27 protein-coding genes and 1 pseudogene are annotated in these 25474 nt (G+C 72.6%); 19 read left to right on the top strand and 9 right to left on the bottom strand.

Annotation, left to right across the window (positions count from 1 at the left end; all coding sequences use genetic code 11):
- Complete coding sequence (locus tag ITJ48_RS11910) at positions 1 to 630, bottom strand: hypothetical protein (protein ID WP_194613833.1); 630 nt, start codon at positions 628 to 630, stop codon at positions 1 to 3.
- Between the two features lie 135 nt (positions 631 to 765).
- On the opposite strand from ITJ48_RS11910, the gene ITJ48_RS11905 reads away from it, so the two are divergent.
- The 4 genes and pseudogenes from ITJ48_RS11905 to rlmB all read left to right on the top strand — a co-directional run bounded on the left by ITJ48_RS11905 (position 766) and on the right by rlmB (position 5108).
- The gene (locus tag ITJ48_RS11905) at positions 766 to 1248 is read left to right on the top strand and encodes a CarD family transcriptional regulator (RefSeq protein ID WP_043597211.1); all 483 of its coding nucleotides are present in this window, start codon (positions 766 to 768) and stop codon (positions 1246 to 1248) included.
- Positions 1238 to 2500, top strand: a pseudogene (gene ispD, locus ITJ48_RS11900) (2-C-methyl-D-erythritol 4-phosphate cytidylyltransferase); the annotation flags it as partial. The gene ITJ48_RS11905 and the pseudogene ispD, both read left to right, overlap by 11 nt.
- Before the next feature lie 152 nt (positions 2501 to 2652).
- Positions 2653 to 4071, top strand: coding sequence for a cysteine--tRNA ligase (gene cysS / locus ITJ48_RS11895; protein ID WP_194613831.1), 1419 nt, complete (start codon positions 2653 to 2655; stop codon positions 4069 to 4071).
- On the top strand, positions 4068 to 5108 hold the full coding sequence (gene rlmB / locus ITJ48_RS11890) for a 23S rRNA (guanosine(2251)-2'-O)-methyltransferase RlmB (RefSeq protein WP_123547866.1): 1041 nt from the start codon (positions 4068 to 4070) through the stop codon (positions 5106 to 5108). Before cysS ends, rlmB begins: the two co-directional genes overlap by 4 nt.
- A 111-nt stretch (positions 5109 to 5219) precedes the next feature.
- On the opposite strand, the gene ITJ48_RS11885 is transcribed toward rlmB, so the two are convergent.
- A complete protein-coding gene (locus ITJ48_RS11885) occupies positions 5220 to 6530 on the bottom strand; it encodes a DUF4032 domain-containing protein (RefSeq protein ID WP_194613830.1) in 1311 nt (436 codons plus the stop codon).
- 204 nt (positions 6531 to 6734) lie between these two features.
- Entirely contained in the window at positions 6735 to 7835 is a 1101-nt protein-coding gene (locus tag ITJ48_RS11880; protein ID WP_123547868.1) for an ABC transporter ATP-binding protein, read from the bottom strand.
- 276 nt (positions 7836 to 8111) lie between these two features.
- On the opposite strand from ITJ48_RS11880, the gene ITJ48_RS11875 reads away from it, so the two are divergent.
- Positions 8112 to 9086 carry a thioredoxin domain-containing protein gene (locus ITJ48_RS11875; protein WP_194613829.1) on the top strand — a complete coding sequence of 325 codons (975 nt, stop codon included), beginning with the start codon at positions 8112 to 8114 and terminating at the stop codon, positions 9084 to 9086.
- Here ITJ48_RS11875 and ITJ48_RS11870 read toward each other — a convergent pair.
- Positions 9083 to 9634 (bottom strand): metallophosphoesterase, encoded by a 552-nt coding sequence (locus ITJ48_RS11870; protein ID WP_194613828.1) that lies wholly within the window; start codon positions 9632 to 9634, stop codon positions 9083 to 9085. The two genes, ITJ48_RS11875 and ITJ48_RS11870, sit on opposite strands and share 4 nt — an antisense overlap.
- Before the next feature lie 31 nt (positions 9635 to 9665).
- Between ITJ48_RS11870 and ITJ48_RS11865 the strand changes: the two genes are divergently transcribed.
- From ITJ48_RS11865 to ITJ48_RS11850, 4 genes are all read left to right on the top strand, one after another.
- Positions 9666 to 10475: a glycosyltransferase family 2 protein gene (locus ITJ48_RS11865; RefSeq protein WP_370544905.1), complete on the top strand. Its 810-nt coding sequence runs from the start codon at positions 9666 to 9668 to the stop codon at positions 10473 to 10475.
- An 83-nt stretch (positions 10476 to 10558) separates the two neighbouring features.
- Positions 10559 to 11701 (top strand): AI-2E family transporter, encoded by a 1143-nt coding sequence (locus ITJ48_RS11860; protein WP_194613826.1) that lies wholly within the window; start codon positions 10559 to 10561, stop codon positions 11699 to 11701.
- A 201-nt stretch (positions 11702 to 11902) separates the two neighbouring features.
- Positions 11903 to 13951, top strand: a complete 2049-nt coding sequence (locus ITJ48_RS11855) for an MDR family MFS transporter (protein WP_370544904.1) — start codon at positions 11903 to 11905, stop codon at positions 13949 to 13951.
- A complete protein-coding gene (locus tag ITJ48_RS11850) occupies positions 13932 to 14471 on the top strand; it encodes a MarR family winged helix-turn-helix transcriptional regulator (protein WP_192040888.1) in 540 nt (179 codons plus the stop codon). Before ITJ48_RS11855 ends, ITJ48_RS11850 begins: the two co-directional genes overlap by 20 nt.
- A 219-nt stretch (positions 14472 to 14690) precedes the next feature.
- On the opposite strand, the gene ITJ48_RS11845 is transcribed toward ITJ48_RS11850, so the two are convergent.
- A complete protein-coding gene (locus tag ITJ48_RS11845) occupies positions 14691 to 15734 on the bottom strand; it encodes an NAD(P)-dependent alcohol dehydrogenase (protein ID WP_194613825.1) in 1044 nt (347 codons plus the stop codon).
- A 175-nt stretch (positions 15735 to 15909) separates the two neighbouring features.
- Entirely contained in the window at positions 15910 to 16881 is a 972-nt protein-coding gene (locus tag ITJ48_RS11840) for an ROK family protein (RefSeq protein ID WP_194613824.1), read from the bottom strand.
- A gap of 140 nt (positions 16882 to 17021) precedes the next feature.
- Between ITJ48_RS11840 and ITJ48_RS11835 the strand changes: the two genes are divergently transcribed.
- On the top strand, positions 17022 to 17912 hold the full coding sequence (locus tag ITJ48_RS11835) for a carbohydrate kinase family protein (protein ID WP_194613823.1): 891 nt from the start codon (positions 17022 to 17024) through the stop codon (positions 17910 to 17912).
- Positions 17913 to 18022: 110 nt separating this feature from the next.
- Here the strand turns inward: ITJ48_RS11835 and ITJ48_RS11830 are convergent, their stop codons facing one another.
- The 3 genes from ITJ48_RS11830 to ITJ48_RS11820 all read right to left on the bottom strand — a co-directional run bounded on the left by ITJ48_RS11830 (position 18023) and on the right by ITJ48_RS11820 (position 20608).
- On the bottom strand, positions 18023 to 19024 hold the full coding sequence (locus tag ITJ48_RS11830; RefSeq protein WP_194613822.1) for an NADP-dependent oxidoreductase: 1002 nt from the start codon (positions 19022 to 19024) through the stop codon (positions 18023 to 18025).
- 135 nt (positions 19025 to 19159) lie between these two features.
- The gene (locus tag ITJ48_RS11825; RefSeq protein WP_194613821.1) at positions 19160 to 20056 is read right to left on the bottom strand and encodes a neutral zinc metallopeptidase; all 897 of its coding nucleotides are present in this window, start codon (positions 20054 to 20056) and stop codon (positions 19160 to 19162) included.
- Between the two features lie 102 nt (positions 20057 to 20158).
- Entirely contained in the window at positions 20159 to 20608 is a 450-nt protein-coding gene (locus ITJ48_RS11820; RefSeq protein WP_123547879.1) for a DUF5997 family protein, read from the bottom strand.
- 136 nt (positions 20609 to 20744) lie between these two features.
- Between ITJ48_RS11820 and ITJ48_RS11815 the strand changes: the two genes are divergently transcribed.
- The 9 genes from ITJ48_RS11815 (at position 20745) to ITJ48_RS11775 (ending at position 25466) form a co-directional block, all read left to right on the top strand.
- The gene (locus ITJ48_RS11815; RefSeq protein WP_194613820.1) at positions 20745 to 21518 is read left to right on the top strand and encodes a LysR family transcriptional regulator substrate-binding protein; all 774 of its coding nucleotides are present in this window, start codon (positions 20745 to 20747) and stop codon (positions 21516 to 21518) included.
- 48 nt (positions 21519 to 21566) lie between these two features.
- Positions 21567 to 21809: a hypothetical protein gene (locus ITJ48_RS11810; RefSeq protein ID WP_194613819.1), complete on the top strand. Its 243-nt coding sequence runs from the start codon at positions 21567 to 21569 to the stop codon at positions 21807 to 21809.
- Between the two features lie 9 nt (positions 21810 to 21818).
- Positions 21819 to 22166 carry a hypothetical protein gene (locus ITJ48_RS11805; RefSeq protein ID WP_194613818.1) on the top strand — a complete coding sequence of 116 codons (348 nt, stop codon included), beginning with the start codon at positions 21819 to 21821 and terminating at the stop codon, positions 22164 to 22166.
- Positions 22167 to 22259: 93 nt separating this feature from the next.
- Positions 22260 to 22655 carry a hypothetical protein gene (locus ITJ48_RS11800; protein WP_194613817.1) on the top strand — a complete coding sequence of 132 codons (396 nt, stop codon included), beginning with the start codon at positions 22260 to 22262 and terminating at the stop codon, positions 22653 to 22655.
- Between the two features lie 76 nt (positions 22656 to 22731).
- Positions 22732 to 23055: a hypothetical protein gene (locus tag ITJ48_RS11795; RefSeq protein WP_194613816.1), complete on the top strand. Its 324-nt coding sequence runs from the start codon at positions 22732 to 22734 to the stop codon at positions 23053 to 23055.
- Between the two features lie 74 nt (positions 23056 to 23129).
- Positions 23130 to 23534: an SRPBCC family protein gene (locus ITJ48_RS11790; protein ID WP_194613815.1), complete on the top strand. Its 405-nt coding sequence runs from the start codon at positions 23130 to 23132 to the stop codon at positions 23532 to 23534.
- A 201-nt stretch (positions 23535 to 23735) separates the two neighbouring features.
- Complete coding sequence (locus tag ITJ48_RS11785; protein ID WP_228506881.1) at positions 23736 to 24500, top strand: SDR family oxidoreductase; 765 nt, start codon at positions 23736 to 23738, stop codon at positions 24498 to 24500.
- Between the two features lie 111 nt (positions 24501 to 24611).
- The gene (locus ITJ48_RS11780) at positions 24612 to 25121 is read left to right on the top strand and encodes a YdeI/OmpD-associated family protein (protein WP_194613814.1); all 510 of its coding nucleotides are present in this window, start codon (positions 24612 to 24614) and stop codon (positions 25119 to 25121) included.
- A gap of 138 nt (positions 25122 to 25259) precedes the next feature.
- Entirely contained in the window at positions 25260 to 25466 is a 207-nt protein-coding gene (locus ITJ48_RS11775; protein WP_123547883.1) for a DUF2945 domain-containing protein, read from the top strand.
- Positions 25467 to 25474 lie beyond the last annotated feature (8 nt).

Here is a 25474-nt window from a genome sequence, read left to right as displayed (position 1 = left end):
CTAGCGGTCGGCGGTGGCCGACGGGCTGGGCTCCGCCTCCTGGACGTCGCTCTCGGGCAGCGGGGTCGACGACTCGCCGGGCTCGACCGCCTCGCCGCTCGGCGTCGGGGTGGGGAGCAGCGTCGCGTACTCGGGCAGGGCACCGGTCAGGACGGGCACCTGGAGCATCTTGCCCGTCTCGGTGCCGTACTGGACGAACACCGGCAGCAGCTGGCCGGGGGTGACGTCGAGGTCGGTCATGACGAACTGGTCGACGTCGGTGCTCGTGCCGCGGTCGACCTGCGAGCGGGCGTCGACCTCGACGGTCTGCGTCTCGTCGCCGGACTCGGTCTCGTACTGGAACGACACCTCGACCGCGTCGTCGCTGTCGTTGATGACGGTCATCACGAGGCTGGCCTCGGCGCCGTCGTCGGTCAGGGCGATCGCGTTGCGGACCTTGACGTCGCCGACGGTGACGCTCGTGCCGTCGCTCGCGTCGTAGATCTTGGTGGTGCGCTGGGGGCTGATGAAGTTGCAGCCCGCGACCAGGGTCACGACGGCCAGGGCGGTCGCGGTGACGGCGGCCCCGCGGGAGAAGCGTCGCGCACGGGCGACCGTCGAGTTCGTCTCGAGCACAGGTCCGACTCGCACGGGTGACCTCCAGGTTCCAGTTCACGGCAAGGGTTCTCGTCTAGCCTAGGCGATGCCGTGCACCCCGGCTTCTCAGGCATGCCTGGCCGAGGGGTGCGCATGGTATCCTGGGTGCCGCAGAACGGAGCCTGATTCATGCAGTTCGAGGTCGGAGAGACCGTCGTCTACCCCCATCACGGGGCCGCGACCATATCTGAAGTCAAGAAGCGGATCATCAAGGGCGAAGAGAAGCTGTACCTCAAGCTTCGCGTCACCCAGGGTGATCTGACCATCGAAGTACCCGCGGACAACGTCGACCTGGTCGGCGTCCGCGACGTGATCGGCAAAGAAGGGCTCGACCGCGTCTTCGACGTGCTCCGCGCCCCCTTCACCGAAGAGCCCACCAACTGGTCCCGCCGCTACAAGGCGAACCTCGAGAAGCTCGCGTCCGGCGACGTCATCAAGGTGTCCGAGGTCGTCCGCGACCTGTGGCGCCGCGACCAGGATCGCGGGCTGTCCGCCGGCGAGAAGCGCATGCTCGCCAAGGCTCGTCAGATCCTGATCAGCGAGCTCGCGCTCGCCGAGAAGACGGACGAAGAGAAGGCGTCGAGCGTCCTCGACGAGGTTCTTGCCTCCTAGCACCACCGACGACCGCGCGGTCGGCGCCCCCGAGGTCTCACCCCTCGGCGGCACCGTCCGCGCGGTCGTCGTCGTAGCGGCGGGCAGCGGCACCCGACTCGCCCAGGGCCGCCCCAAGGCCTTCGTCGAGGTCGCAGGCCGCACCATCCTCGAGCGCTCGCTCGAGGCCGTCTTCGCCTCCTCCGTCCCGACGCAGGTCGTCGTCGTCGTTCCCGCCGCGCTCGTCGACGAGGCGACCGTCCTCGTGCGCGACGTCGCCGGGGTCGCCGCCGACCACGTGACCGTCGTCGTCGGCGGCGACAGCCGTCAGGGCTCGGTCGCGGCCGGCCTCGCCGCCGTCGCGCCCGACGTGCGCACGGTGCTCGTGCACGACTGCGCACGCCCCTTCACCCCCACCGGCCAGTTCGACCTCGTCGCCGAGACCGTGGAGGCCACGGGGCACGGCGTCGTGCCCGGGCTGCCGGTCACCGACACGATCAAGAAGGTCTCCGCAGGAGGCGCGGGCCGGGTCGTCGGCACGGTCGACCGTTCCGAGCTGGTCGCCGTCCAGACGCCGCAGGGGTTCCCGCGCGCCGAGCTCGACGCCGCCTACGCGGCCGCCGGCGAGGCTCCCGTCGTCGAGTTCACCGACGACGCGGCGCTCTTCGCCGCGGCCGGCCACGAGGTCGTCGTCGTCGCGGGCGACCCCGCCGCGTTCAAGATCACCACGAGCTGGGACCTGCGCCGGGCCGAGACGCTGGTCGCGGAGCGCGCCGGCGGATCCTCTGCCGCCGACGGCGTCCGCGCGGCCGCGGACCGGCTCCGCACCGGCCTCGGCGTCGACGTGCACGCCTTCGACGCGGACGAGCCGCTGCACCTCGGCCTCCTGCACTTCCCCGGCGAGGCGGGCCTCGCCGGCCACAGCGACGGCGACGCCGTCGCGCACGCCGTGGTCGACGCCTTGCTCTCCGCCGCGGGCCTCGGCGACATCGGCTCGGTCTTCGGCACCTCCGACCCGCGCTTCGCCGGGGCGAGCGGCGAGGTCTTCCTCACCGCGGCGCTCGAGCGCCTCACGCACGCGGGCTTCGACGTGGTGAACGTCGCGGTCCAGGTGATCGGCAACCGTCCTCGCGTCGGCGCCCGCCGCCTCGAGATGGAGGCGCGCCTCATCGAGGTCGTCGGCGCGCCCGTCAGCGTGTCCGCGACCACCACCGACGGGCTCGGCGCCACCGGCCGCGGCGAGGGCGTGACCGCGATCGCGACCGCGCTGGTGTCGGTGGTCGAGCCGCGGGAGCGGACCGCGCCTCCTCGTGGCCCCTCGGCGGCAGGATCCACCGGCCTGACCGACCAGCCAGACCACACCGAACACCCCGACCTGACCGACCAGCCAGACCAGACCGACACCACCGAAACGGACCGATCCGCGTGACCATCCGCCTCTACGACTCGCGCGAGCAGGCGCTCGTCGACTTCGTCCCCCTCGTCCCCGGCAAGGTCGGGCTGTACGTCTGCGGGCCGACGGTCCAGTCGTCGCCGCACATCGGCCACCTCCGGAGCGCCCTCGTCTACGACCTGTGGCGCCGGTGGTTCACCTACCGCGGGCTCGACGTGACGCTGGTGCGCAACGTCACCGACGTGGACGACAAGATCCTCGCGCTGTCGAGCGGCACCGACGAAGAATGGTGGGCGCGCGCGTACCGCTACGAGCTCGAGTTCACGGCCGGGTACCAGGCGCTGGGCGTGCTCGCCCCGACCTACGAGCCGCGGGCGACCGCGAGCGTCACCGAGATGCAGCAGCTCGTCACGACGCTGATCGAGAAGGGCCACGCCTACGTCGCGCCCGACGACTCGGGCGACGTCTACTTCGACACGGCCAGCTGGCCGACCTACGGCGCCCTGACGAACCAGGGCCTCGACGACATGGCGCCGGCCGCCGACGCCGATCCCCGAGGCAAGCGCGACCCGCGCGACTTCGCCCTGTGGAAGGGCGCGAAGGCCGACGAGCCCGCGTCCGCCGCGTGGTCGTCCCCGTGGGGCGACGGGCGTCCCGGCTGGCACATCGAGTGCTCGGCGATGTCGCGCCGGTACCTCGGGAGCGCCTTCGACATCCACGGCGGCGGCCTCGACCTGCGGTTCCCGCACCACGAGAACGAGCTGGCGCAGTCGACCGCCGCGGGCGACGACTTCGCGTCGTACTGGCTCCACAACGGCCTCGTCGCCGTCGAGGGCCAGAAGATGTCGAAGTCGCTCGGCAACTCGATCTTCGCGAGCGAGTTCCTCGCCGCGGCCCGTCCCGTCGTCGTCCGCTGGTTCCTCAGCTCGGCGCACTACCGGTCGACCATCGACTACCACGACGGCGCCCTGCTCGAGGCCGAGGCGGCCCTCGACCGGATCGAGACGTTCCTCTCGCGTGCGGGCCGTCGCCTCACGGGCACCCGCTTCGCCGGCGTCGGGGCGCGCGTCGTCCCCGACGACTTCGCCGAGGCGATGGACGACGACCTCAACGTGCCGCAGGCGCTGGCGGTGCTGCACGACGCCGTGCGCACCGGCAACTCCGCGCTCGACGACGGAGACCTCGACGCGGCAGCCCGCGAGTGGCAGCACGTCCAGGCCATGGTCGCGGTGCTCGGGGTGGACCCGCTCGCGCCGGAGTGGCGCGGAGCCGACGAGGGCGACGCGCACCGCGCGCTCGGTACCATCGTCGAGACCCTCCTCGCACAGCGTCAGCAAGCCAGGGCCGCGCGCGACTTCGCGCAGGCCGATCGCGTACGCGAGATGCTGGCGTCCGCCGGCATCACCATCGAAGACACCCCCAGCGGGTCGCATTGGAGCCTCGAACAGTGAAGAACACCAGCGGAGCGAACAAGGGGCGGCCGAGCAGCAGCGCCGTCCGCAAGGGCAGCAAGGGCAAGCAGGTCGGCAGCGGCGGCCAGGGGCGCCAGGCGCTCGAGGGCAAGAAGCCCACGCCCGCGGCGGAGGACCGCCCGTACCACCCCGCAGGCAAGGCGAAGGCGGCGCGCGAGCGCCTCGACGCCGCCCGCGGCCGTGCCGGCAACGGCCCGCGCGCCGGGTCGGCCGTGGCCGGCCGGGGCGGGCAGGAGGCGCCCCGTCGTCGCCCGAAGACGGCGGACGACAGCGAGATGGTCACCGGCCGCAACTCGGTGCTCGAGGCGCTGCGCACGCGCATCCCCGCCTCGACGCTCTACATCGCCGCGCGCATCGAGATGGACGACCGCACCAAGGAGATCCTCACGCTGGCGACCCGTCGCGGGCTGCCCGTGCTCGAGGTCATGCGCCCCGAGCTCGACCGCCTGACCGGCCCCGACTCCGTGCACCAGGGCGTGGCCCTCAAGGTGCCGCCGTACCAGTACGCACACCCGATCGACCTGCTCGAGGCCTCGGTCAAGCGCCAGCAGACGCCGCTCTTCGTGGCACTCGACGGCATCACCGACCCCCGCAACCTCGGCGCGATCATCCGCTCCGTGGGCGCGTTCGGCGGCCAGGGCGTCATCATCCCGCAGCGTCGCTCGGTCGGCCTCACCGCCTCCGCCTGGAAGACCTCGGCCGGCGCCGCCGCCCGCGTCCCCGTCGCGATGGCGGCGAACCTCACCCAGACCCTCAAGTCGTTCAAGGAGCAGGGCGTCTTTGTGCTCGGCCTCGACGGCGGCGGCGACGTGATGCTGCCCGGCCTCGAGCTCGCCGACCGCCCGCTCGTCGTCGTCGTCGGCAGCGAGGGCAAGGGCCTCTCGCGCATCGTCGCCGAGACCTGCGACGCGGTGGTGTCGATCCCGATCACGACGGCCGTCGAGTCGCTCAACGCCGGCATGGCCGCGAGCGTGACGCTCTACGAGATCTCGAAGCTGCGCGCCGAGCGCAAGTAGCGCCTCCTTCGCCTCGCCCGGTCGCGAACACCCCGCAGTGGACTAAGCACCCCGTCGATGCGGGGTGTTCCGTCCACTCCGGGGTGTCCGGCTGTCCGGTGGCCGGCGGCGTCAGACCTTCGCGCGCCAGTCCTCGAGCTCGTCGTCCCCGTCGAGCTCGTCGTCACCGTCGAGGTCGGCGTCCGGCAGCCGGATGGACTCGGTGGCGGGGGCGATGACGGTCCGCTCGTCGCGGCGGTGGCGCAGCACGTCGTTGATGTACGAGGTCAGCGCCTCGGCGATCGGCACGTCGCGGCCCTCCTGCTGCGACTGGTACCAGCGGTGCTCGAGCAGCTGGTGGAACACCTCGGCGGGCTCGAGCCGGCCGCGCATCTCGCGCGGGATCGACCGCACGACGGGCTCGAAGACGCGGGCGGCCCACTCGTGCGCCACCATCTCCTCGTCGGCGTCGATCTGGCCGGTGCGCAGGCGGTAGGCGTCGAGGTCGTTCAGCAGGCGGCGGGCCTGGTTCTCCTCGACGTCGAGGCCGGTGAGGCGCAGCAGACGGCGCGAGTGGTGCCCGGCGTCGACGACCTTGGGCTGGATGCGCACCTGCGTGCCGCCCTCGGTGGTCTTGATCGCCAGCTCCTCGATGTCGAAGCCGAGGTCGTTGAGACGCTCGACGCGGTCGTTGATGCGCCAGCGCTCCGAGCTGTCGAAGGTCTCGCTGCCGGTGAGCTCCGTCCACAGGCTGCGGTACTTGGCGACGATGCCGTTGCTCACGTCGACGGCGTCGAGGTTGTCGTCGAGGCGGCCGCCGGCCTCGAGGTCGAGCAGCTCGCCGGCGATGTTGACGCGGGCGACCTCGAGGTCGTTCTCGCGCTGTCCGTTCGACAGGCCGCCCGGGTAGAGCTTGCCGGTCTCGGCGTCGACGAGGTACGCGGCGAAGGCTCCGGCGTCGCGACGGAAGAGCGTGTTCGAGAGCGACACGTCGCCCCAGTAGAAGCCGATCACGTGCAGGCGCACGAGCAGCAGGGCGAGCGCGTCGACGAGGCGCGTCGCCGTCTCGGGCCGCAGCGTCTGCGAGTAGAGCGCCCGGTAGGGCAGCGAGAACTTGAGGTGCCGGGTGACGAGCACGGGGTTGAGCAGGCTGCCGTCGACGTCGTGACGGTTCGTGATGACCGCGAGCGGGTCGACGCAGGGGATGTCCATCCGCTGCAGGGTGCGGAGCATCTCGTACTCGCCGCGGGCCATCTCGCCCGAGGTCTCCTTGATCGCGATGACGTAGCCGCTGAGGTGCGCGAAGCGGACCAGGTGCCGCGAGATTCCCTTCGGCAGGGTCGCGATCGCGTCGTCGGGCCACTCGTCGAGGGGCAGCGCCCAGGGCAGGTCGAGGAGGGCAGGGTCGGCCGTGGCGGACGTGATGTTGAGGGAGTCGCTCATGGTCGCTTTCGAGGGGTGGCGGGACCGGGGGAGTGCGGGCGAGGAAGCCGGTGGTCTGCGGGGAGGCGGACGCACAGCTCGGGCCAGTGTCGCAGGAGGCGCGGGCCGAGTCACGCAGGAGCTGCGGCCGCGGACAGCCGAACGGCCCGCCGAGGCGTGCGGAGCGCTGCTCCGGACGGTCTCGACGGGCCGATCAGGGTGTCGCTAGGCGCTGACGACGGCCTTGTCGCCGAGGCGCTCGCCCGACTCGGTGTCGAAGACGTGCACGTGGTGCGCCTGGGGCGTGATGTGGATGGTCTCGCCCAGCTTGGGGTGGTTGCGACCGTCGACGCGCACGACGATGTCGACGCGCTGGCCGCTCACCTCGGTGTGGCCGTAGAGGTAGCCGTCCGCACCGAGCTCTTCGACGACGTCGACGGTGACCGCGAGGCCCTCGCCGGCGGTGTTGACGACGACGTCCTCGGGGCGGACGCCGATGGTGACGCTCGTCCCGTTGGCCTGGCCGACGGTGTCGCGGTCGACGGCGGTGACCGCCGTGCCGAACTGGATGCCGCCGGCGACGACGTCGGCGGGCAGCAGGTTCATCGCGGGGGAGCCGATGAAGCCGGCGACGAAGACGTTCTGCGGCTTCTCGTACAGGTCGCGGGGGGTGCCGACCTGCTGGAGGACGCCGTCCTTGAGGACCGCGATGCGGTCGCCCATGGTCAGGGCCTCGGTCTGGTCGTGCGTGACGTAGACCGTGGTGACGCCGAGACGGCGCTGGAGCGAGGCGATCTGGGTGCGGGTCTGCACGCGCAGCTTGGCGTCGAGGTTCGACAGCGGCTCGTCCATGAGGAACACCTGCGGCTGGCGCACGATGGCGCGGCCCATGGCGACGCGCTGACGCTGACCACCGGAGAGGGCCTTGGGCTTGCGCGAGAGGTAGGGCTCGAGGTCGAGCAGCTTGGCCGCCTCGAGGACGCGGGTGGCGCGCTCCTCCTTGCCGACGCCGGCGATCTTGAGCGCGAAGCCCATGTTCTCGGCGACGGTCATGTGCGGGTACAGCGCGTAGTTCTGGAACACCATCGCGATGTCCCTGTCCTTCGGGGGCACGTCGGTGACGTTGCGGTCACCGATGAAGATGTCGCCGCTGTTGACCTCTTCGAGGCCGGCGAGCATGCGCAGGGTGGTGGACTTGCCGCAGCCCGAGGGGCCCACGAGGACGAGGAACTCGCCGTCGGCGACCTCGAGGTCGATCGCGTCGACCGCGGGACGGGTCGAGCCGGGGTAGAGACGGGTTGCCTTGCTGAACGTCACGGACGCCATGATTCATTTCTCCTTCACCGGCAGGTACGTGCCGGACGATCCTTCGTGAACGGATTGGTGATCACCCTGGGTCAGCGGTGACCACTCCGCCCAGCATGCCACAGGAGGTGACTCATCCCCACCTCTCCGGGGGCCACGGAGTCACGATCCGGCCACGGGTTGTTTGGACTTTTCCCAGTCCGCGCTCGTACCATCGACCGGGCCCTCCACCTCCTCGGGCCCGTTCAGCCCCCTACGACGCGACCGCGACCTCGTCGCGCATCGGAGAACCGTTCCATGACTGACATCGGCCCCTCAGGCTCCGAGCCGCTGAGCAAGAACGCGACCAAGAACCAGCGCCGCGCAGCCGCCCGTGAGCGCGCCCAGCTCGCCCGCAAGAAGCAGAAGCGGCGCCAGAAGACGAGCCGGTGGCTGCTGCAGGGCGGCCTCGTCGTCGTGGTGCTCGCCATCGTCGTGGCCGTCGTCGTCGTGATCACCAACAGCATCCGTCCCGCGGGCCCCGGCCCCGCCAACATGGCCAGCGACGGCATCCGCATCGGCCAGGACTTCGTGGCCGAGACGACCCCGGCCCTCGGTGCCGACGACGAGCCCACGGCCACCGAGACGACCGCGTCGTCCGACACCGTCGACATCGTGATCTACCTCGACTACCTGTGCCCGATCTGCGGCGGCTTCGAGCAGGCGAACAACGAGTACATCGCCGGCCTCGTCTCGTCGGGCGCGGCCACGGTCGAGTACCACCCGGTGGCGATCCTCACCAACAGCTCCCTCGGCACGAAGTACTCGAACCGTGCCGCCAACGCGGCGGCGTGCGTCGCGAACTACTCGCCGAACTCGTTCTTCGACTTCAACACGGCGATGTTCGAGAACCAGCCGGAAGAGGGCACACGGGGTCTCGACGACGCCCGCCTGGCCGAGATCGCGACCGGCGTCGACGGGGTCACGTCGGCGTCGCAGATCACCCAGTGCATCGACGACCAGGAGTTCGCGTCGTGGGTGGGCGCCGCCACCGAGCGGGCGCTCGACGGTCCCCTGCCCAACAGCAACGTCCAGTCGTTCCGCGGCACCCCCACCGTGCTCGTCAACGGCCAGCAGTACGAGTTCAGCCAGCCGTTCACCAACGAGGAGTTCCGCAACTTCGTCGTGACCGCTGCGGGCAACAGCTACGCGGACGCCGCGACCGCGACGCCCGCGCCCACGTCGACCGAGGCCCCCGCCGAGGAGGCGCCGGCCGAGACCCCCGCCGGCTAGGTCGTCATCCGGGGGTGCGGCAGCACCCCGTCGAGCGCGTCGGTGCGCAGCGGCAGCTCGTGAAGGGTGACGTCACGCACCGACCCGGCGTCGAGCGTGAGCGTGAGGTAGGTGGCCCTCGGCTGGCGCCGGCGGTCGGTCGGCGAGCCGGGGTTCAGCAGCCGCAGGCCGGCCGGGGTGGTCGTGTCCCACGGGATGTGGCTGTGTCCGAAGAGGAGCAGGTCGGTCTCGGGGAAGGCGCGGTCCATCCGGGCCTCGCGCCCCTCCTTCTGTCCTGTCTCGTGGACCACGGCGAGGCGGACCCCGTCGATCGTCGTCCGGGCCACCTCGGGCAGGCGGGCGCGCAGGGCGTCGCCGTCGTTGTTGCCCCAGACAGCGACGAGGAGGCGCGCCCTGGCCTCGAGCTCGTCGAGCAGCGGCACGCCGGTCCAGTCGCCCGCGTGGACGACGACGTCCGCCCTCTCGACCGCGCTCCAGACGGCGGCGGGCACGGCCTTCGCCTTCTGCGGGACGTGGGTGTCGGACACGACGACGACGGAGGTGCTCATGGCGCCCAGGGTAGGCGGGCAGGATGGGGCCGTGCGTGTCTCCGTCGTGATCCCGGTCCGTGACGACGCACGTCACCTCGAGGTCTGCCTGCGGTCGCTGGCCCGCCAGACCGTGCTGCCCGACGAGGTCGTCGTCGTCGACAACGGCAGCTCGGACGACAGCGTGGCCGTCGCCCTGGCCGCGGGCGCCCGCGTGCTGCACCAGCCCGTCGTCGGCATCGCCGCCGCGGCCTCGACCGGCTACGACGGCGCGCTCGGCGACCTCGTGGGGCGCTGCGACGCCGACAGCGTGCTGCCGCGCACCTGGGTGGAGGAGCTCTCGCGCACCTTCGCCGAGCGGCCCGAGGCCGTCGCGGTGAGCACCGGCGCCCGCTTCTACGACGCCCCCGTGGGCCTGCAGCGGATCCTCTCGCTCGGCTACGTCGGGGCGTACCACGTGCTCGTCGGGGCCGGCCTCGCGCACTGGCCGCTCTTCGGCTCGACGATGATGATGCGGCGCTCGGCCTGGGAGGCGGTGCGCGACGAGGTGCACCGCCGCGACATCGGGCTGCACGACGACATGGACCTCGCGGTGCACCTCGGCGACCTCGTGCTCGGGCGGCCGGGGCGCATCGTGTGGCGCCGCGACGTCGTCGCGGCGATCTCGGCCCGCCCCTTCGCGCGGGGCGGTCGGCAGTGGCTCCGCAGCACGCGCGCCGTCCGGTCGTTCGCGGTGCACGGACGGGACGGGGTGCCGTTCGTCCGCTGGTGGCGCCGCGACCCGTTCTCGCTGCGCGCGGGGCTGACGGGCGGCGGATCGGGCGGGGCACGCCGGGCGAGATCCGGCCCTCGGGCACGCTGACGCGGTTCGATGGGTGCGGTCGACCGCTGGGGTCGACGACCCGTGCCGCCGAGACCGGCGCACCGAGACGAAGAGGACACCACGTGGCCATATTCCGCAGCCGCGAGGGCGACGCGACGGCCGACGCCGCGCAGGCAGTCGCCACCCAGGCCAACCAGTGGGGCGACCCGTTCGGCCGCCTCGCCACGCGCTCGATCCAGATCATCGTGGTCGTGGTGGTCGCCGCCGGCCTGATCTACTCGTTCAAGACCCTGAGCCTCGTCACCATCCCGGTGCTGCTCGCCCTCATCTTCGCGTCCGCGATGCACCCCGTGGTGTCGTTCCTGCGCAAGCACCGCGTGCCCTCGCTGGTCGCGACGCTGATCGCCCTGTTCGGCATCCTCGCCGTGCTCGGCCTCGTCGGCTGGCTCGTCGTCTGGGCGGTCGAGAACCAGGCCTCGTCGCTCGTCTCGTCGGCCGAGAAGGGCATCGGCCAGCTGCAGGACTTCATCACGACGCTGCCGTTCTCGATCACCGACCAGCAGATCGAGGACGTCCGCGACACCGTCGTGAACTTCGTGACCAGCGCCTCCTTCGGCTCGGGCGCCCTCGCCGGCGCGAGCGCCGTGGGCAGCTTCGCCACGGGCCTCGTGCTGATGATCGTGGTGCTGTTCTTCTTCCTCAAGGACGGGCCCGCGATCTGGGAGTTCATGCTCCGTCCGTTCCGCGGCCAGCAGTACGCCCGTGCCCGCCGCATCGGCGACAAGACCGTGCAGACCCTCGGCGGGTACGTGCGCGGCACGGCCACCGTCGCCGCCGTCGACGCGATCGGCATCGGCCTGGGCCTCTGGATCATCGGCGTGCCCCTCGCGCTGCCGCTGGCCGTCGTCGTGTTCCTCACCGCGTTCATCCCGCTCGTCGGCGCGACCGCGGCCGGCATCCTCGCGGCGCTCGTGGCCCTCGTCGCCAACGGGCCGATCGACGCCATCTGGGTCATCGCCGTCGTCGTGCTCGTCAACCAGCTCGAGGGCAACCTGCTGCAGCCCGTGCTGATGGGCCACACGCTGCGCCTGCACGGCCTCGTCATCCTCGTCGCGCTGACCGCGGGCACCGTGCTCGGCGGCATCGTCGGCGCCGTGATCGCCGTGCCGCTGACGGCCGTCGCCTGGGGCATCGTCGGCGTCTGGAAGGGCCCGGACCAGCCCGCCGAGATGTTCCGGCAGAAGAGACCGGAAGAAGTCCGCTAGCCCAGCGCTGGTGAGTGCAGGAGGCGCGGTGTCCGTTCGTCGGGCACCGCGCCTCCTCCGTGTGGCCGCTCCGAAAGAAAAGTGCGCGATCTGCACGGAAATGGTTGCGGATCGTCAACTGAGGCGTATGGTTGTGGTTCTACAACTACCTGGCCGACGACGTCCGGGCCCCCACATCTCAGAGTCACCACGGAGCCGACCTTGTCGCAGACCACCACCACCGCCGCCGCGGGCGCGGGCACGAAGCCCGCCGCGCCGCACGAACCGGGCGAAGCGCCCGGCATGAGCCACCGCGAAGTCCTCACGGCCCTGTCGGGCCTGCTGATGGGCATGCTCGTGGCGATCCTCTCGTCGACCGTCGTGTCCACCTCGCTGCCGCGCATCGTCAGTGACCTGAACGGCAGCCAGACCTCGTACACCTGGGTCATCACGGCGACGCTGCTCGCGACCACCGTCAGCACGCCGCTGTGGGGCAAGTTCTCCGACCTCACGAACCGCAAGGTGCTGCTGCAGGTGGCGCTCGTGCTCTTCGTGCTCGCGTCGGTCGCGGCCGGGTTCTCGCAGAACACCGCGACGCTGATCACGTTCCGCGTGTTCCAGGGCCTCGGCGCCGGCGGCCTCACCGCCCTGGTGCAGGTCGTCATGAGCGACATCATCAGCCCGCGTGAGCGCGGCCGGTACATGGGATACCTCGGCGCCGTGATGAGCGTCGGCACCATCGGCGGCCCGCTGCTCGGCGGCGTCCTGACCGACTCGATCGGCTGGCGCTGGAACTTCTTCGTCGGCGTGCCCGTCGGCGTCGCCGCGCTCATCGTCATCCAGCGCACCCTGCACCTGCCCCCGAAGCCCAAGAAGGCCGTCGTCGTCGACTACTGGGGCGCCGGCCTGATCGCCGGCGGCGTCTCGCTGCTGCTCGTCTGGGTGTCGCTCGGCGGCAAGCAGTTCGACTGGAACTCGACCACCAGCTGGCTGATGGGCGTCGGCGCAGCCGTGCTGCTCGCGCTGGCCGTCGTCGTGGAGTTCCGCTCGAAGGAGCCGATCATCCCCCTCACGCTCTTCAAGAACCGCACCTTCACCTTCGCGGTCGTCGCCTCGCTCAGCGTGGGCGTCGCGATGTTCGGCACCAGCGTGTTCCTCGGCCAGTACATGCAGCTGGCCCGCGGCCAGTCGCCCACCATGGCGGGCATCCTGACCCTGCCGATGGTGCTCGGCCTGCTCATCTCGTCGATGGTCGCCGGCGCGCTGATCTCGAAGTACGGCAAGTGGAAGCCCTACATGATCGTCGGCTCGGTCCTGCTGGCGGCCGGCCTGTTCCTCATGTCGACCATCGAGTACGACACGAACTTCGCGATCGTCTCCGTCTTCATGGCGATGATGGGCCTCGGCATCGGCATGGTGATGCAGAACCTCGTGCTCGTCGTGCAGAACTCGGTCGACGTCAGCGTCGTGGGCGCCGCCTCCTCGAGCGTCGCGTTCTTCCGCAGCCTCGGCGGCACCATCGGCGTCTCGGTGATGGGGGCCGTGCTCGGCACCAAGGTCTCCGGTTACATCACCGACGGCCTCACGGACGCCGGCGTCGACCCCAGCGCCCTCGGCAGCGGCGGCTCGACGAGCATCCCCGACCTCAGCACCGTTCCCGGCCCGATCCGCACCATCATCGAGTCGGCCTACGGCCAGGGCGTCGCCGACGTGTTCCTCATCGCGGCGCCGCTCGCCGTCATCACCATCGTGTTCGTCTGCCTGCTGCCGAACGTCGAGCTCGGCACGAAGACCGGCATCCAGCGGGCTGCCGCGTCGGGTGACGGTGCTGGTGCTGGTGCTGGTGCTGGTGCTGGTGCGACGGCTGGTTCCGGTGCTGCTGGGGCCGGTGCGGCTGCTGCCGCGCCTGACGACGCCTCGGCGGTCGAGAAGGGCGTCGCGGCCACGGCAGGGCTCGCCCCGTCCGTGTCGAGCGCACCGGCCGCCACGACCGACGGCGCCTCGACGCCTGCCCCCACGTCGCCCGTCGACCAGGGCGACGACGAGCCCGTCGTCGACCCTGCGGGCACGGAGGCGGACACGCGCACGGCCCCGGCCGCGGCCGGGCGACGCCACCACTCCCACGCCACGACGGGCACCGGTACCATCGACACGATCATCGCCACCGGTGCCGCCGAGGTGGCGGGCCACCCCGTGTCGGACGACGAACTGGCCGAGAGCCCGGTGTTCTCGTCCCTGGTCGAGGAGAAGGATGTCGCAGCCGACCGATGACGGCACGCCCGCGGGCGCGGTGCTCGACGCACCGCGCCCGGTCGGCGTCACAGCGCCGCGCCTGGCCAGCCCGGACGACGACGGACGCGAGGGCCTGATGGCGAGCGTCGTCGACGAGATCGGCTCCATGATGGTCGAGGCCAAGCGGACGATCGCCGCGGCGGCGTCGCGGTTCGACCCGGACGTGCCTCCCACCGCGTTCTACGTGCTCCGCTACGTGATGAAGCACCAGCCCTGCACCGCCGGCGACATCGTCAAGGCGATGGCCCTCGACAAGAGCGCCGTGAGCCGCCAGGTCGCGCTGCTGCGCGAGGCGGGGTTCGTCGACGTCGTTCCCGACGCCGCCGACGGCCGCGTGATGACGCTCGGCAGCACCGACCGCGCCGAGGCCCGCATGCTGGAGGTGCGGCACGAGAACCGCGCCGTGTTCCGCAGCCACGTGGAGGGCTGGACCGACGACGAGCTCGGCGAGTTCGCCGGCTGGCTGCACCGCTTCAACACGCCCGCCGACCCGCGGTAGGCGACCTGCGCCTCCTCGGGGCTGCGTCGTCGACCTGGCCGGCTGGCCGGATCGGCGCTCACCGACGCGAAAGGGACAAGACGACGCGGGGCCCCGCGTCGTCTCGTCCCTTCCACGTTGGTTCGGGGTGGTCCGTCGGGGAACCGACCCACGCATCCGTGCGCCACAGACGACGAAGGCCCCCTCCCGGTGCGGGAGGGGGCCTTCGTCGTGCAGGCGCTAGATCGTGGCCGTGTCGATCACGAAGCGGTAGCGGACCTTGCTGCCGACGACGCGCTCGTAGGCGTCGTCGATGTCGTCGGCGCTGATCGTCTCGATCTCGGCGCCGATGTGGTGCTCGGCGCAGAAGTCGAGCATCTCCTGCGTCTCGGGGATGCCGCCGATGTTCGAGCCGGCGAGGCTGCGGCGACCGCCGATGAGCGAGCCGGCCCCGAACGACTGCGGGTTCTCGGGCAGGCCGACGAACACCATCGTGCCGTTGAGGCGCAGGGTGCGGGCGTAGGCGTCGATGTCCATGTCGGCCGAGATCGTGTTGATGATCAGGTCGAACGAGCTGCGGAGCTGCTTGAACGTGGCCGGGTCGCTCGACGCGTAGTAGTGGTCGGCGCCGAGCTTCAGGCCGTCCTCCTGCTTGGAGAGCGTCTGGCTGATGACGGTGACCTCGGCGCCCATGGCGTGCGCGATCTTGACGGCCATGTGGCCGAGGCCGCCCATGCCGACGACGGCGACCTTCTTACCGGGGCCGGCGCCCCAGTGCTTGAGGGGCGAGTAGGTCGTGATGCCGGCGCAGAGCAGCGGCGCGGCCTCGTCGAGCGCGATGCCCTCGGGGATCGACAGCACGTAGTTCTCGTCGGCGACGATCTGCTTGGCGTAGCCGCCGTAGGTCTCTTCGCCCGAGTACTGGCGGCCGTTGTAGGTGGGCACGTTGCCCTTGACGCAGAACTGCTGCTCGCCCGCGAGGCAGTTCTCGCACTCACGGCAGCTGTCGACGAAGCAGCCGATGCCGACGCGGTCGCCGACCTTGTGCTTCGACACGTCGGAGCCGACCTGGGTGACGACGCCGGCGATCTCGTGGCCGGGGACCATCGGGAAGATGGCCTTGCCCCACTCCTCGCGGGCCTGGTGGATGTCGCTGTGGCAGACGCCGGCGAAGGCGATGTCGATCTGGACGTCGTTCGGGCCGACGTCGCGCAGCTGGATGGTCGAGCGCTCGAAGGGCGCGCCGGCCGAGGGGGTCTGGATGACGGGGACGGTGGTGGGCATGGAGATACCTCCGTGTGGTGGCGGGTCGTGCGCACCCGGGTGCGGGCGCGCGGGATCCCGACGTCGTCGTGGGGATGTCTCCAGCCTAGGCAAGGCCGCCGACACGGGCTCCTGACGGGAACCGTTCTCACACCGGTGTCGTCCGGACCCGGACGGAGCCGCAGGAGGCGCGGGCTCAGCCGAGCAGGTCGGCCTGCCAGACGAGGGCGGCGGCCCCGACGAGCGGGCTCTCGTCGCTGAGGCCGGAGCGGACGACGCGGACGCGACGGGCGTAGCCGTTGACGGGCGCCTCCTCGACGGTGGCCCTGACCAGGTCGAGGTAGTCGTCGCTGACGCGCGAGAAGCCCCCGCCGATCGCGGCGACGTCGAGGTCGAGCAGCGTCGTCACCGACGAGATGGCCTCGCCGACGGCGTTCGCCGAGCGGCGCACGGCCGCGACGGCGATCTCGTCGCCGGCGACGTAGCCGGCGGCGAGGTCCTCGCCGCGCTCGCCCTGCCAGCCCTGCTGCTGCGCCCAGCGCACGACGTTGGGGCCCGAGGCGATGACCTCGAGGGTGGCGGCCCAGGCGTTCTCGCCGGCGGGACGGTCGGCGATCTGGATCTGGCCGATGTGGCCGGCGTTGCCGGTGCCCCCCGAGAGGAGGCGGCCGTTCACGATCAGCCCGCCGCCGACGCCCGTCGAGACGGTGATGGCGACGGCGTTGTCGACGCCCTGCGTGGCGCCGACCCAGTGCTCGGCGAGGGCGAGGCTCACGCCGTCGAGACGGAGGGTGACGGGGAGGTCGACGGCGTCGGTGCCGGTGCTGCGGTCGGGCGCTTCGCCGGCCTCCGCCAGCAGCTCGACGACGAGTGCCCGCAGCGGGAAGCCGCGCCAGGACGGCAGGTTGATCGGCGAGACGGTGCCCTCGACGAGGTCGACCGGGCCCGCGCTGCCGATGCCGGCGCCGACGAGCACGTCGTCGTCGCCGAGCGCCGCGAGCGCGTGGCGGACGACGTTTCGGACGGCGTCGGCCAGCTGGTCGCTCGTCGAGTCGTGGCCGGTGGGGCGGCGGTCGCGGCTGCCGGGGGAGAGGACGCCGTCGGCCGCGACGAGCGCGGCCTCGACCTTGGTGCCGCCGACGTCGACGGCCAGAGCGTAGTCAGTCACCGCGCCAGCGTAGTGCGGCGCCCGACCCGGGTGAGCGAGGGGCGAGGGCCGGCGCGACGGGAGGCCGGTGCGGCGGCGGGGTGCGCTCGCCCGGTGCGCCGACGGCCCGCGCCCGCCCGAGCCGCCCGTAGGGTGTCGACATGGACCACTCTGCACGCCGCGTCGTCGTCATCGGCGACGCCCTCATCGACGAGCTGCGCACCCCCCTCGGATCGGACGACCATGTCGGCGGAGCCGGCCTCAACGTCGCCGTCGGGCTCGCCCGGCTCGGCGTCGCCACCACGCTGCTCGCCTCGGTCGGCGACGACGCCGACGGGGCGTCGATCCGCTCGTACCTGGCCGACCACGGCGTCGAGCTCGTCGCAACGACCAACCCGCTCGGCACCGGCCGAGCGGTGAGCGAGCGCGTCGACGGCGAGCCGACCTACGCCTTCAGCGACGCGGCCGTCGCCCGGGGACTCGACTTCGGCGAGGCGCAGCTCGCCGCGATCGCGGCCGCGCCGCTCGTGGCCGTCAGCTCGTACCCGTTCGACGACGCCCGGCTGACCGAGCGACTGCTCGCCGCCGTGGGCGCGGAGCCGCCGCGGCTCGTCGTCGACCCGAACCCGCGCCCCGGGTTCCTGCGCGACCCCGAGGCCTTCGCGACCGGCTTCGCCCGGGCGGCCGCCGCCTCCTTGCTGGTCAAGATCGGCGAGGACGACGCGGCGCTGGTCGCGGGAGGCACGCTCGACGAGTGGCAGGAGGCGCTGCTCGCGGCGGGCGCCGGGGGAGTGCTCGCGACGCGCGGCTCCGACGGGGCCAGCCTGACGCTCGCCGGGCACGCGCCGCTGCGGCAGGGCATCGCGTCGCTGGACGGCGACGTCGTCGACACGATGGGCGCGGGCGACGCGACGTTCGCCTCCGTGGTGGCGTCGTCGCTGGCGCGGTCGGCGGACCCGGGGAGCGTCGACTGGGAGGCGGCCCTCACGGACGCGATGCGGGTCGCGGCCGCGACGGTGCGCGCCCCCGGCGCACTGCTGCGCCGCCCTTAGCTCCCTGGCTCCCTGCTCCCCGGCCCGCAGGCCAGCGTCGAGTGGTCAGTTCCTGTCCGTCAGGGCCCGGTGAAGGACCACAACTGACCACTCGGCGCAGTGAACCGGCCCTAGCCGCGCTGCTCGGCGAGCGTGCGGGCCTTCGCCGACAGGTACCAGTGCGAGCGGGCGCCGGTCTCGACGGGCTGCATGCCGACGACGACCTTGCCGCGGGAGTGGTGCTCGGCGAGGTCCTCGTAGGCCTGCGCGATGTTGTCGAACGGGTAGAAGCCCGATATCAGCACCCGCACCTTGTTGTCGGCGATCAGCTTCGCGAGCGCCGCCAGGATCATCGACGGCTCGGTGTCGCCGCGCTCGGCGGTGATGAACCGGATCTCGACGTCCAACCGGTGCTCGCTCGAGCTGAAGCGCGACTCGGGCACGCCGAGCTCGGTGCTGAGCGCCGGGTTGTCGCCGCCGAAGTTGTCGATGAACGCCGTGACCGGCCGGCCCGCGGCCTTCTCGATGCGCTCCTGGAGGCCCTCGCCGTAGTCGACGGGGGTGACGCCGATCTGGCGCAGGTAGTCGTGGTTGCCGGGGCTGCAGGTGCCGATCACCTTGGCTCCGGCGGCCAGCGCGAGCTGGCACTCGATGTGGCCGACGCCGCCCGCCGCGGCCGTGATGACGACGACGTCGCCCTCGCCGAGGTGCAGCGAGCGGACGATGTCGTACGCGGTGGCGCCGGCGAGGTAGAGCCCGCCCGCGACCTCCCACGAGACGCTGCTCGGCTTGCGGACGACCGCGGTCGCCGGGACGGTGATCCACGTGGCGTGGGCGCCGCCGCCGACGGCGTGGCCGATCACCTCGGCGCCGACCGCGAGGTCGCGCACCGCGGAGCCGCGCTTCTTGACGATGCCCGCGAAGCACGAGCCCTGGTGGGCCGGGAACGTCTGCGGGAGGCGGTCCTGGAAGTCGCCCGCGCGGGTGAAGTTCTCGATGTGGTTCAGCCCGGCGCACACGACCTCGACGACGACCTCGTCGTCGGCCGGGACCGGCAGCTGCTGCGGGACGAAGTGCAGCTCGTCGATGTCCCCGTACCGGTCGTACTCCACTGCTCTGCCTGTCTTGACCATGGCGTGCCTCCTCGCGACGTGAGCCGAGTCTGCTCCTGCGGAGGCGCGGCGGGTCGGGAACGGGCTGGGAGTTCTGCCTGCGCTCGCGGGGCGGCCCGGGGCAGCACCGGCGCCACCGAGCGGCGCTCGGTCCGGCTAGAGCTCGCTCGTCGGCACGCTGAAGGTGTCGCAGGCCGTCGGGCCGCCGGCGCGGCCAGCCTCGAACCACTTCGTGCGCTGCTCGGCGGAGCCGTGGGTCCAGGTGTCGGGGTCCACCCGGCCGCCCGACGCCTCCTGGATCCGGTCGTCTCCGACCGCGGCGGCGGCGTCGAGCGCGTCGGCGACCTGCTCGCGCGTCACGGGCTCGAGGAACGTCTCGCCGTACTCGTTCTGGATCGTCGTCGCGGAGCCCACCCAGGCGCCGGCGTAGCAGTCGGCCTGCACCTCGAGGCGGATCGTGTCGGAGCCGGGGCCCGTCTGGCTGCGGTCGGCGCGGTCGAAGGCACCGCTGAGCTGCTGCACGTGGTGGCCCCACTCGTGTCCGACGACGTACATCTGGGCGAGGGGCCCGGCCGAGGCGCCGAACTGCTCGCGCAGCTGGTCGAAGAAGTCGGTGTCGACGTAGAGCGCGCGGTCGGGCGGGCAGTAGAAGGGCCCGGTGGCGCTGGTGGCGCCCCCGCAGCCCGTGTCGACGGAGGAGGTGAAGAGGAAGAACTCGGGGCTCGCGTAGCCCTGGATGCCCACCTCGGGGGCGGCCGAGGCCCAGTAGGTGTCGAGCGAGTCGGCGGCCCCCGCCATGCGGCAGTCGATGCTCGCGTTCGCGTCGGCGCCCGTCGAGCAGCCCTCGAGCGACTCGCCCTCGATCTGCTGTGCCGGGCCGACCTGCGCACCGCCGACGAGTCCGGAGAGGTCGACGCCGGTGAACTGGCTGATCAGCGCGACGACGATGACGCCGACGATGCCGACCCCGCCTGCGGCGATGCCGGTCGTGCGGCCGCGGCCCGCGCGCTTGACCTTGCTGCTGTCGATGCGGGTGTCGTCGTTGAAGGACATGGAGCAGACGTTACTGCCCCGGCGAGACCAGGGACCGGAGCGGACGGTGCGGCCCGGCCCGGCCCGGAGTCGGGGCCGGGCCGGGCAGGGGGCCGCAGGCCGTCAGAGGCCGCGGCGCTCCTGCTCGGCCTGCTCGGCGGCCTCGCGCTCGGCGCGCAGCACGGCACGGCCGGCGTCGCGCTCCTTGACGCGCAGCTCTTCGTCGCGCACCTCGGCGAGGTTGGCGCGCTCGGTGACCAGCCACTGCGGCATCTCCTCGAGGAGGGCGTGGATCTGGTCGGTGGTGAGCGCGTCGTCGACGCCGGCACGGGCGAGGCCCGAGATCGTGACGCCGAGCTTCTGCGCGACGACCGGGCGCGGGTGCGGGCCGGTGCGACGCAGCTCGGCGAGCCACTCGGGCGGGTTCGCGGTCAGCTCGGCGAACTCCTCGCGGGTGACGGGGCTGGCCTGGAACGACTCGGGGGTCGCCGGCAGGTGCACCCCGAGCTTCTTCGCGGCCGTGAAGGGCTTGAGGGTCTGCGGGCTCTTGCCGCTGGGGGTCTCCGAGGTCATCCCGCAAGGGTACCGCCCGGCCGGGCGGGAGCCGGGGCCGCCGCCCACGCCTGTGGACGGGCGACGCGGGCACCCGCCGCGGGCGGGGGCACGGGCCACGGGCCGGGGGACGCAGGCCGCCCGGTAGCCTGGCGCGATGACGACCGAGCCGAGCCGCGCCTCCTTCCGCATCGGCTTCGTGCCCGGCGTGACCCTCTCGAAGTGGTCGCGGCTGTGGGAGGAGCGGCGCGCGGACCTGCCCCTCGACGTCGTCGAGGTCAGCGGCGACGCGACCGGAGACGTGCTCGACGTGCTCCGCGGCGACGACCGCGTCGACATGGTGCTGGCCCGGCTGCCGCTGGCGCTCGGCGACGACTTCTCGTCCATCGCGCTCTACGAGGAGCGCGCCGTCGTCTGCTTCGGCAAGGAGCACCCGCTGGCCGCCGCGGGCAAGGACGACGAGCTCTCGCTGGCCGACCTCTCCGGCGAGGTGCGGCACGACCTCGACCCGGCCCTCGACGAGGCGCAGGCGATCGAGGTGGTCGCGACCGGCTCCGGCGTCGCCGTGATGCCGCAGTCGCTCGCCCGGCTGCACGGACGCTCGGGCGTGACGCACCGGTTCCTCTCCGACGTGCCGCCGACGACGATCGCGCTCGTCTGGCCGATCGGCGAGCTCGACGACGACATCGACGACTTCATCGGGGTCGTCCGCGGGCGCACCCGCAACAGCAGCCGGTCGAGGAGGCGCGACGACGACGCGCAGGAGGCGCCCGCCGCCAAGGCGAAGGGTCCCGGCAAGGGCGGCGCCGCGGGCGGCAAGGGCGCGGCCGGCGGTCGCGGCTCGGGGCCCGGCCAGAAGAAGACGCCGCCCGGTGGTCGCGGCGGGCCGCAGCGCGGCACCGGCCGCAGCCGCCCGCGCCGTGGCCGCTGACCCGCGCCTCCTGTTCGCCGGTCCGGCCCGCCTGGCATCCTGGCGGGCATGAGCGAGAGCACCGACGGCGAGAAGCCGGTCCCGAGGCGGTTCCGACGCCTGAGGTTCAACCCCCTGCGCGACGTCCTGCCCTGGGTGGCGGTCGTGGTCGGGTTGGTCCTCGTCGTCCGGGCGGCGCTCGGGCGCAGCCCCGGCGACGACACCGCGTGGCTGGTCGTGGGCCTCGCGCTGGCCGCGGTCGGCATCGTGGTGTTCTTCGTCAACCGCTGGCAGGCACGGCGCGGGCACTAGGGTCGCAGCGTGCGGAGATGGCGTGTGTCGGGCGTCGTCGTCGTCGTCCTGGGGGTCGCCCTGGTCATCGTCGGTCTGTGGACCACATCGCTCTGGCTGCGGGGGGACTGGGACGGCGGAGGCAGAGGACACCCCCTCTTCGTCGTCCTCACCGGCGGCCTGGCCATCGGGGGAGGCGCGGGCCTGTTCTCGGCGGGCGGACCCGATCGGACGCGCCGGACCCGAGGGGACGAGATCATGGACCGTGCGCGCCGTGCTCACCTGGAGGCGCACCGGGACGCCGCCCGCCGCGCTCGACGAGCTGCACGCCGTGCCCGCTGGCCCCGCTGGCTCTCTCGGCGGGCCGCCGGTGAGTAGGAGGCGTCGCTCGCCGCGGCGGACCGCGCGGATCACCTGGGGCCAGACCTGGCGAGCCGGCCTGTTCGGGGGGCCCTCTCCGGCGCCCTCGCGATGACGTGCTCCCTCGCGGGCGAGGGCCTGCCGCAGTCGGCTCCCGGGGAACCGGCGAGCACGGCTCTCTGGAGCCTGGCGTTCCTCGTGGCCGCGGCGGCCGTGGTCGGCCTCCCGCTCGGCGTCGTCGTCGTGGCGGCGTGCGCCTGGGGCATCGCGAGGGCGGGTGCGCGGCGGGGCTCTCCGGGCGAGGTCCATGTCGTCGTGCTGCTCTCCGCGACGGTCCTCCTGACCGTGGGAGTGGCGGTCGGACTGGCGGGGTGGTCCCGGGCTGATCCGACGGACGGCCTCGGGCTCGTCCTCGGAGGCTCCCTCGGGGGGCTCGTCACCGTGCTGCTCCTGCTGCGGGTCGTCCGGACCCGCGAGCAGCCGGCCGACGGCGCCGGCTCCGACTGAGGCGTCGAGCCCGTCTGCAGGCCTCTCGGCCGTCCGGCGCCCTGGCCGAGCCTGCGCCCTGGTGCATGATCGTCGGATGAGGGAGAGGACCCGCCGCTACCGGCAGACCGTCGCGGCGGTCCTGACCGTCCTCACCGCGGTCGACCCGTACGGTCTCGAGCCCGGCACGCCGGAGGGGCCTCCGGCAGACGAGTACGAGCCGGAGGCCCTCGACCTGGCCCGTGTGCTCCTCGCAGAGGGGGCCGTGACCGTGCGGGACGTCGAGGACGTCTGGGCACACTGGTTCTCGGAGTCCCTCGTGCTCAGGCTCGGAGTCGACCGGATGGCCCGGCTGGTCGACGAGCTCAACGCGCTCGCACCCGCCGCAGGGACGACTGGCTTGCCACGTCGTGGGGCCTGACGGGGCCCAGAGACCCGCGAAGGGGCGACCCGAGCGTCGTGGCGCCGCGGCAGGCGCGCTGGTACCGTCCCCGCATGACCTGGCCCGCCGTGCACGTCTCCCGTCCGATCGAGCACGACGTGGCTGCCGTGTCGCGGGTCGCGGGCGACCCGGCTCAGCTGCCGTCGTGGGCGGCGGGCCTCAGCAGCGGCGTGCGGCACGAGGCCGGGCGGTGGCTCGCCGACTCGCCGATGGGCGTCGTCGAGGTGGCGTTCACCGGGCCCGTCGAGCTCGGCGTGCTCGACCACGACGTCACGCTGCCCGACGGCACCGTCGTGCACAACCCCCTCCGCGTGCTGGCCAACGACCGGGGCAGCGAAGTGGTCTTCACCCTCTTCAGGCGGCCGGGCGCCTCCGACGCGGACTTCGCGGCCGACGTCGAGGCCGTCGGGCGTGACCTCGACCGGCTCGCCGCCCTGCTCGACGCGCTCGCTCCGTGACCTCGTGCGACGAGCTCGCCCGCTGAAGTCGCTAGCGGCGGGCGGGCGACTTGCCCCTTTCTGCTGCCTTACGCGGAATGAGGCAGCAGGAAGGGGCAACTCGATCGTCGATCGGAGCGAGGCGAGGCGAGGCGAGGCGTGCGCGAGGGCGAATGAGCATGCGAACGTCGCGCGAGGCGGCCAGCCCCCTACGCTGGCACCATGTCGATGAAGACCTGCCTCCTGACCGGCGCCGGACGCCGCGAGAGCATCGGGCGGGCCGTCGCCCGCGACCTCGCCGCCGACGGCTGGGACCTCGCCCTCGCCACCTGGGACCCGTACGACGACTCCATGAGCTGGGGCGCCAGGCCGGGCGACCTCTCCGAGCTGGTCGCCGAGATCGAGGGCCTCGGGCGGCGAGCCCGCGTCTACCAGGCCGACCTCTCCGACGCCGCGACCCCCGCCCGTCTCCTCGCGCAGGTGAACGCCGACCTCGGGCCCGTCACCGGCCTCGTCCTGTCGCACTCGCAGGGCGTGGACTCGTCGATCCTCGACACCTCCGTCGAGTCCTTCGACCGGCACTTCGCCGTGAACACCCGCGCCGCCTGGCTGAGCATCAAGGCGCTCGCCGAGCAGCTGCCTCCCCTCGACGAGCTGCCCGACGGCGCCCGCGTCGTGGCGCTCACGAGCGACCACACCGTGCACAACCTGCCCTACGGCGCGAGCAAGGGCGCCCTCGACCGCATCGTGATCGCCGCCGCCCGCGAGCTGGCCCACCTCGGCATCTCGTCGAACGCCGTCAACCCGGGACCGGTCGACACCGGCTGGATGGACGACGACACCCGCCGCACGCTGACCGCGATGCAGCCGACGGGTCGCCTCGGCACCCCCGAGGACGTCTCGCGCACCGTCCGGTTCCTGATGTCGCCCGAGGGTCGCTGGGTCACCGGCCAGCTGATCACGACCGACGGCGGCATCTCCGTCTGACGAGGAGGCGCGGGCCGGGACGAGGAGGCGCGCGCCGGGACGAGGAGGCGCGGGCCGGGTCCGTGACGAAGGGCCCTGCCCGCAGCGCGGCCTGCCGCCTACCCTCGTGCCATGACCGACACCGCAGACACCGCAGACACGGCGACCCCGGTCGCTCCCGTCACCTTCCCCACCGTCGTGTTCGAGGCCCGCCCGGGCGTCACCGGACTCGTGGTGCCGCCCGAGGAGCTCGCGGTGCTCGGCGCCGGGAAGCGCCCGGCCGTCGTCGTGACGGTGCACGGCACCGGCGACGCCCCCACCGCGCCCTACACGTACCGCAACACGGTGGGCAGCAGGGGCGGCCAGCTCCTCCTGTCGCTCAGCGCCGAGCACCGTCGGGCGTCCGGGCTGGTCGGCGGCCAGCAGGTGGAGGTGACGCTGGCGCTCGACACGGAGCCCCGGGTGGTCGAGGTGCCCGCCGCGCTCGCCGAGGCGTGGGCCGGGGACGAGGCTCTCCGCGCCTCCTTCGACGCCCTGTCGCCCAGCAGGCAGAAGGCCCTGACGCTGCCGATCGCCGACGCGAGGACGGACGCGACCCGCGAGCGACGCGTGACCGCCGCGCTCGATGCGCTGCGCGGCTGACCCCGCCAGCCACGCAGCCGGCCACGCAGGCTCTCGCCGCCGGACCGACCCGCCGGCGCGCCCTGCCTGTGCCCCGCCCGGGAAGGCCCGAGGAGGCGCGGGTACCGTCCAGCGCATCCGACAGCCTGAGGAGGCACGATGACGTTCAGCAAGGGCGACCACGTGACGTGGAACACGCCGCAGGGCGAGACCCACGGCACCGTGGTGGACAAGCGCGTGAAGGAGTTCCAGTTCGACGGCCAGACCTTCAAGGCCTCGGGCGACGAGCCGTACTTCATCGTGAAGAGCGACAAGACCGACGCGGAGGCGGCTCACAAGGAGTCGGCCCTCTCGAAGAAGAAGTAGGGGACAGC

Origin of the sequence: Frigoribacterium sp. VKM Ac-2530, assembly GCF_015350835.1 — a bacterium.
Taxonomy (GTDB): domain Bacteria; phylum Actinomycetota; class Actinomycetes; order Actinomycetales; family Microbacteriaceae; genus Frigoribacterium.
The sequence above is the reverse complement of the archived record's forward strand: the minus strand, read 5'-3'. Positions and strand labels throughout refer to the sequence as shown.

Bases quoted from the DNA above. Each gene is read 5' to 3' on its own strand.
- ITJ48_RS11905 (WP_043597211.1), top strand. From the start codon at position 766: ATGCAGTTCGAGGTCGGAGAGACCGTCGTCTACCCCCATCACGGGGCC.
- ITJ48_RS11885 (WP_194613830.1), bottom strand. From the start codon at position 6,530: ATGAGCGACTCCCTCAACATCACGTCCGCCACGGCCGACCCTGCCCTC.
- ITJ48_RS11880 (WP_123547868.1), bottom strand. From the start codon at position 7,835: ATGGCGTCCGTGACGTTCAGCAAGGCAACCCGTCTCTACCCCGGCTCG.
- ITJ48_RS11875 (WP_194613829.1), top strand. From the start codon at position 8,112: ATGACTGACATCGGCCCCTCAGGCTCCGAGCCGCTGAGCAAGAACGCG.
- ITJ48_RS11870 (WP_194613828.1), bottom strand. From the start codon at position 9,634: ATGAGCACCTCCGTCGTCGTCGTGTCCGACACCCACGTCCCGCAGAAG.
- ITJ48_RS11850 (WP_192040888.1), top strand. From the start codon at position 13,932: ATGTCGCAGCCGACCGATGACGGCACGCCCGCGGGCGCGGTGCTCGAC.
- ITJ48_RS11845 (WP_194613825.1), bottom strand. From the start codon at position 15,734: ATGCCCACCACCGTCCCCGTCATCCAGACCCCCTCGGCCGGCGCGCCC.
- ITJ48_RS11835 (WP_194613823.1), top strand. From the start codon at position 17,022: ATGGACCACTCTGCACGCCGCGTCGTCGTCATCGGCGACGCCCTCATC.
- ITJ48_RS11830 (WP_194613822.1), bottom strand. From the start codon at position 19,024: ATGGTCAAGACAGGCAGAGCAGTGGAGTACGACCGGTACGGGGACATC.
- ITJ48_RS11825 (WP_194613821.1), bottom strand. From the start codon at position 20,056: ATGTCCTTCAACGACGACACCCGCATCGACAGCAGCAAGGTCAAGCGC.
- ITJ48_RS11820 (WP_123547879.1), bottom strand. From the start codon at position 20,608: ATGACCTCGGAGACCCCCAGCGGCAAGAGCCCGCAGACCCTCAAGCCC.
- ITJ48_RS11815 (WP_194613820.1), top strand. From the start codon at position 20,745: ATGACGACCGAGCCGAGCCGCGCCTCCTTCCGCATCGGCTTCGTGCCC.
- ITJ48_RS11810 (WP_194613819.1), top strand. From the start codon at position 21,567: ATGAGCGAGAGCACCGACGGCGAGAAGCCGGTCCCGAGGCGGTTCCGA.
- ITJ48_RS11800 (WP_194613817.1), top strand. From the start codon at position 22,260: ATGACGTGCTCCCTCGCGGGCGAGGGCCTGCCGCAGTCGGCTCCCGGG.
- ITJ48_RS11795 (WP_194613816.1), top strand. From the start codon at position 22,732: ATGAGGGAGAGGACCCGCCGCTACCGGCAGACCGTCGCGGCGGTCCTG.
- ITJ48_RS11790 (WP_194613815.1), top strand. From the start codon at position 23,130: ATGACCTGGCCCGCCGTGCACGTCTCCCGTCCGATCGAGCACGACGTG.
- ITJ48_RS11785 (WP_228506881.1), top strand. From the start codon at position 23,736: ATGTCGATGAAGACCTGCCTCCTGACCGGCGCCGGACGCCGCGAGAGC.
- ITJ48_RS11780 (WP_194613814.1), top strand. From the start codon at position 24,612: ATGACCGACACCGCAGACACCGCAGACACGGCGACCCCGGTCGCTCCC.
- ITJ48_RS11775 (WP_123547883.1), top strand. From the start codon at position 25,260: ATGACGTTCAGCAAGGGCGACCACGTGACGTGGAACACGCCGCAGGGC.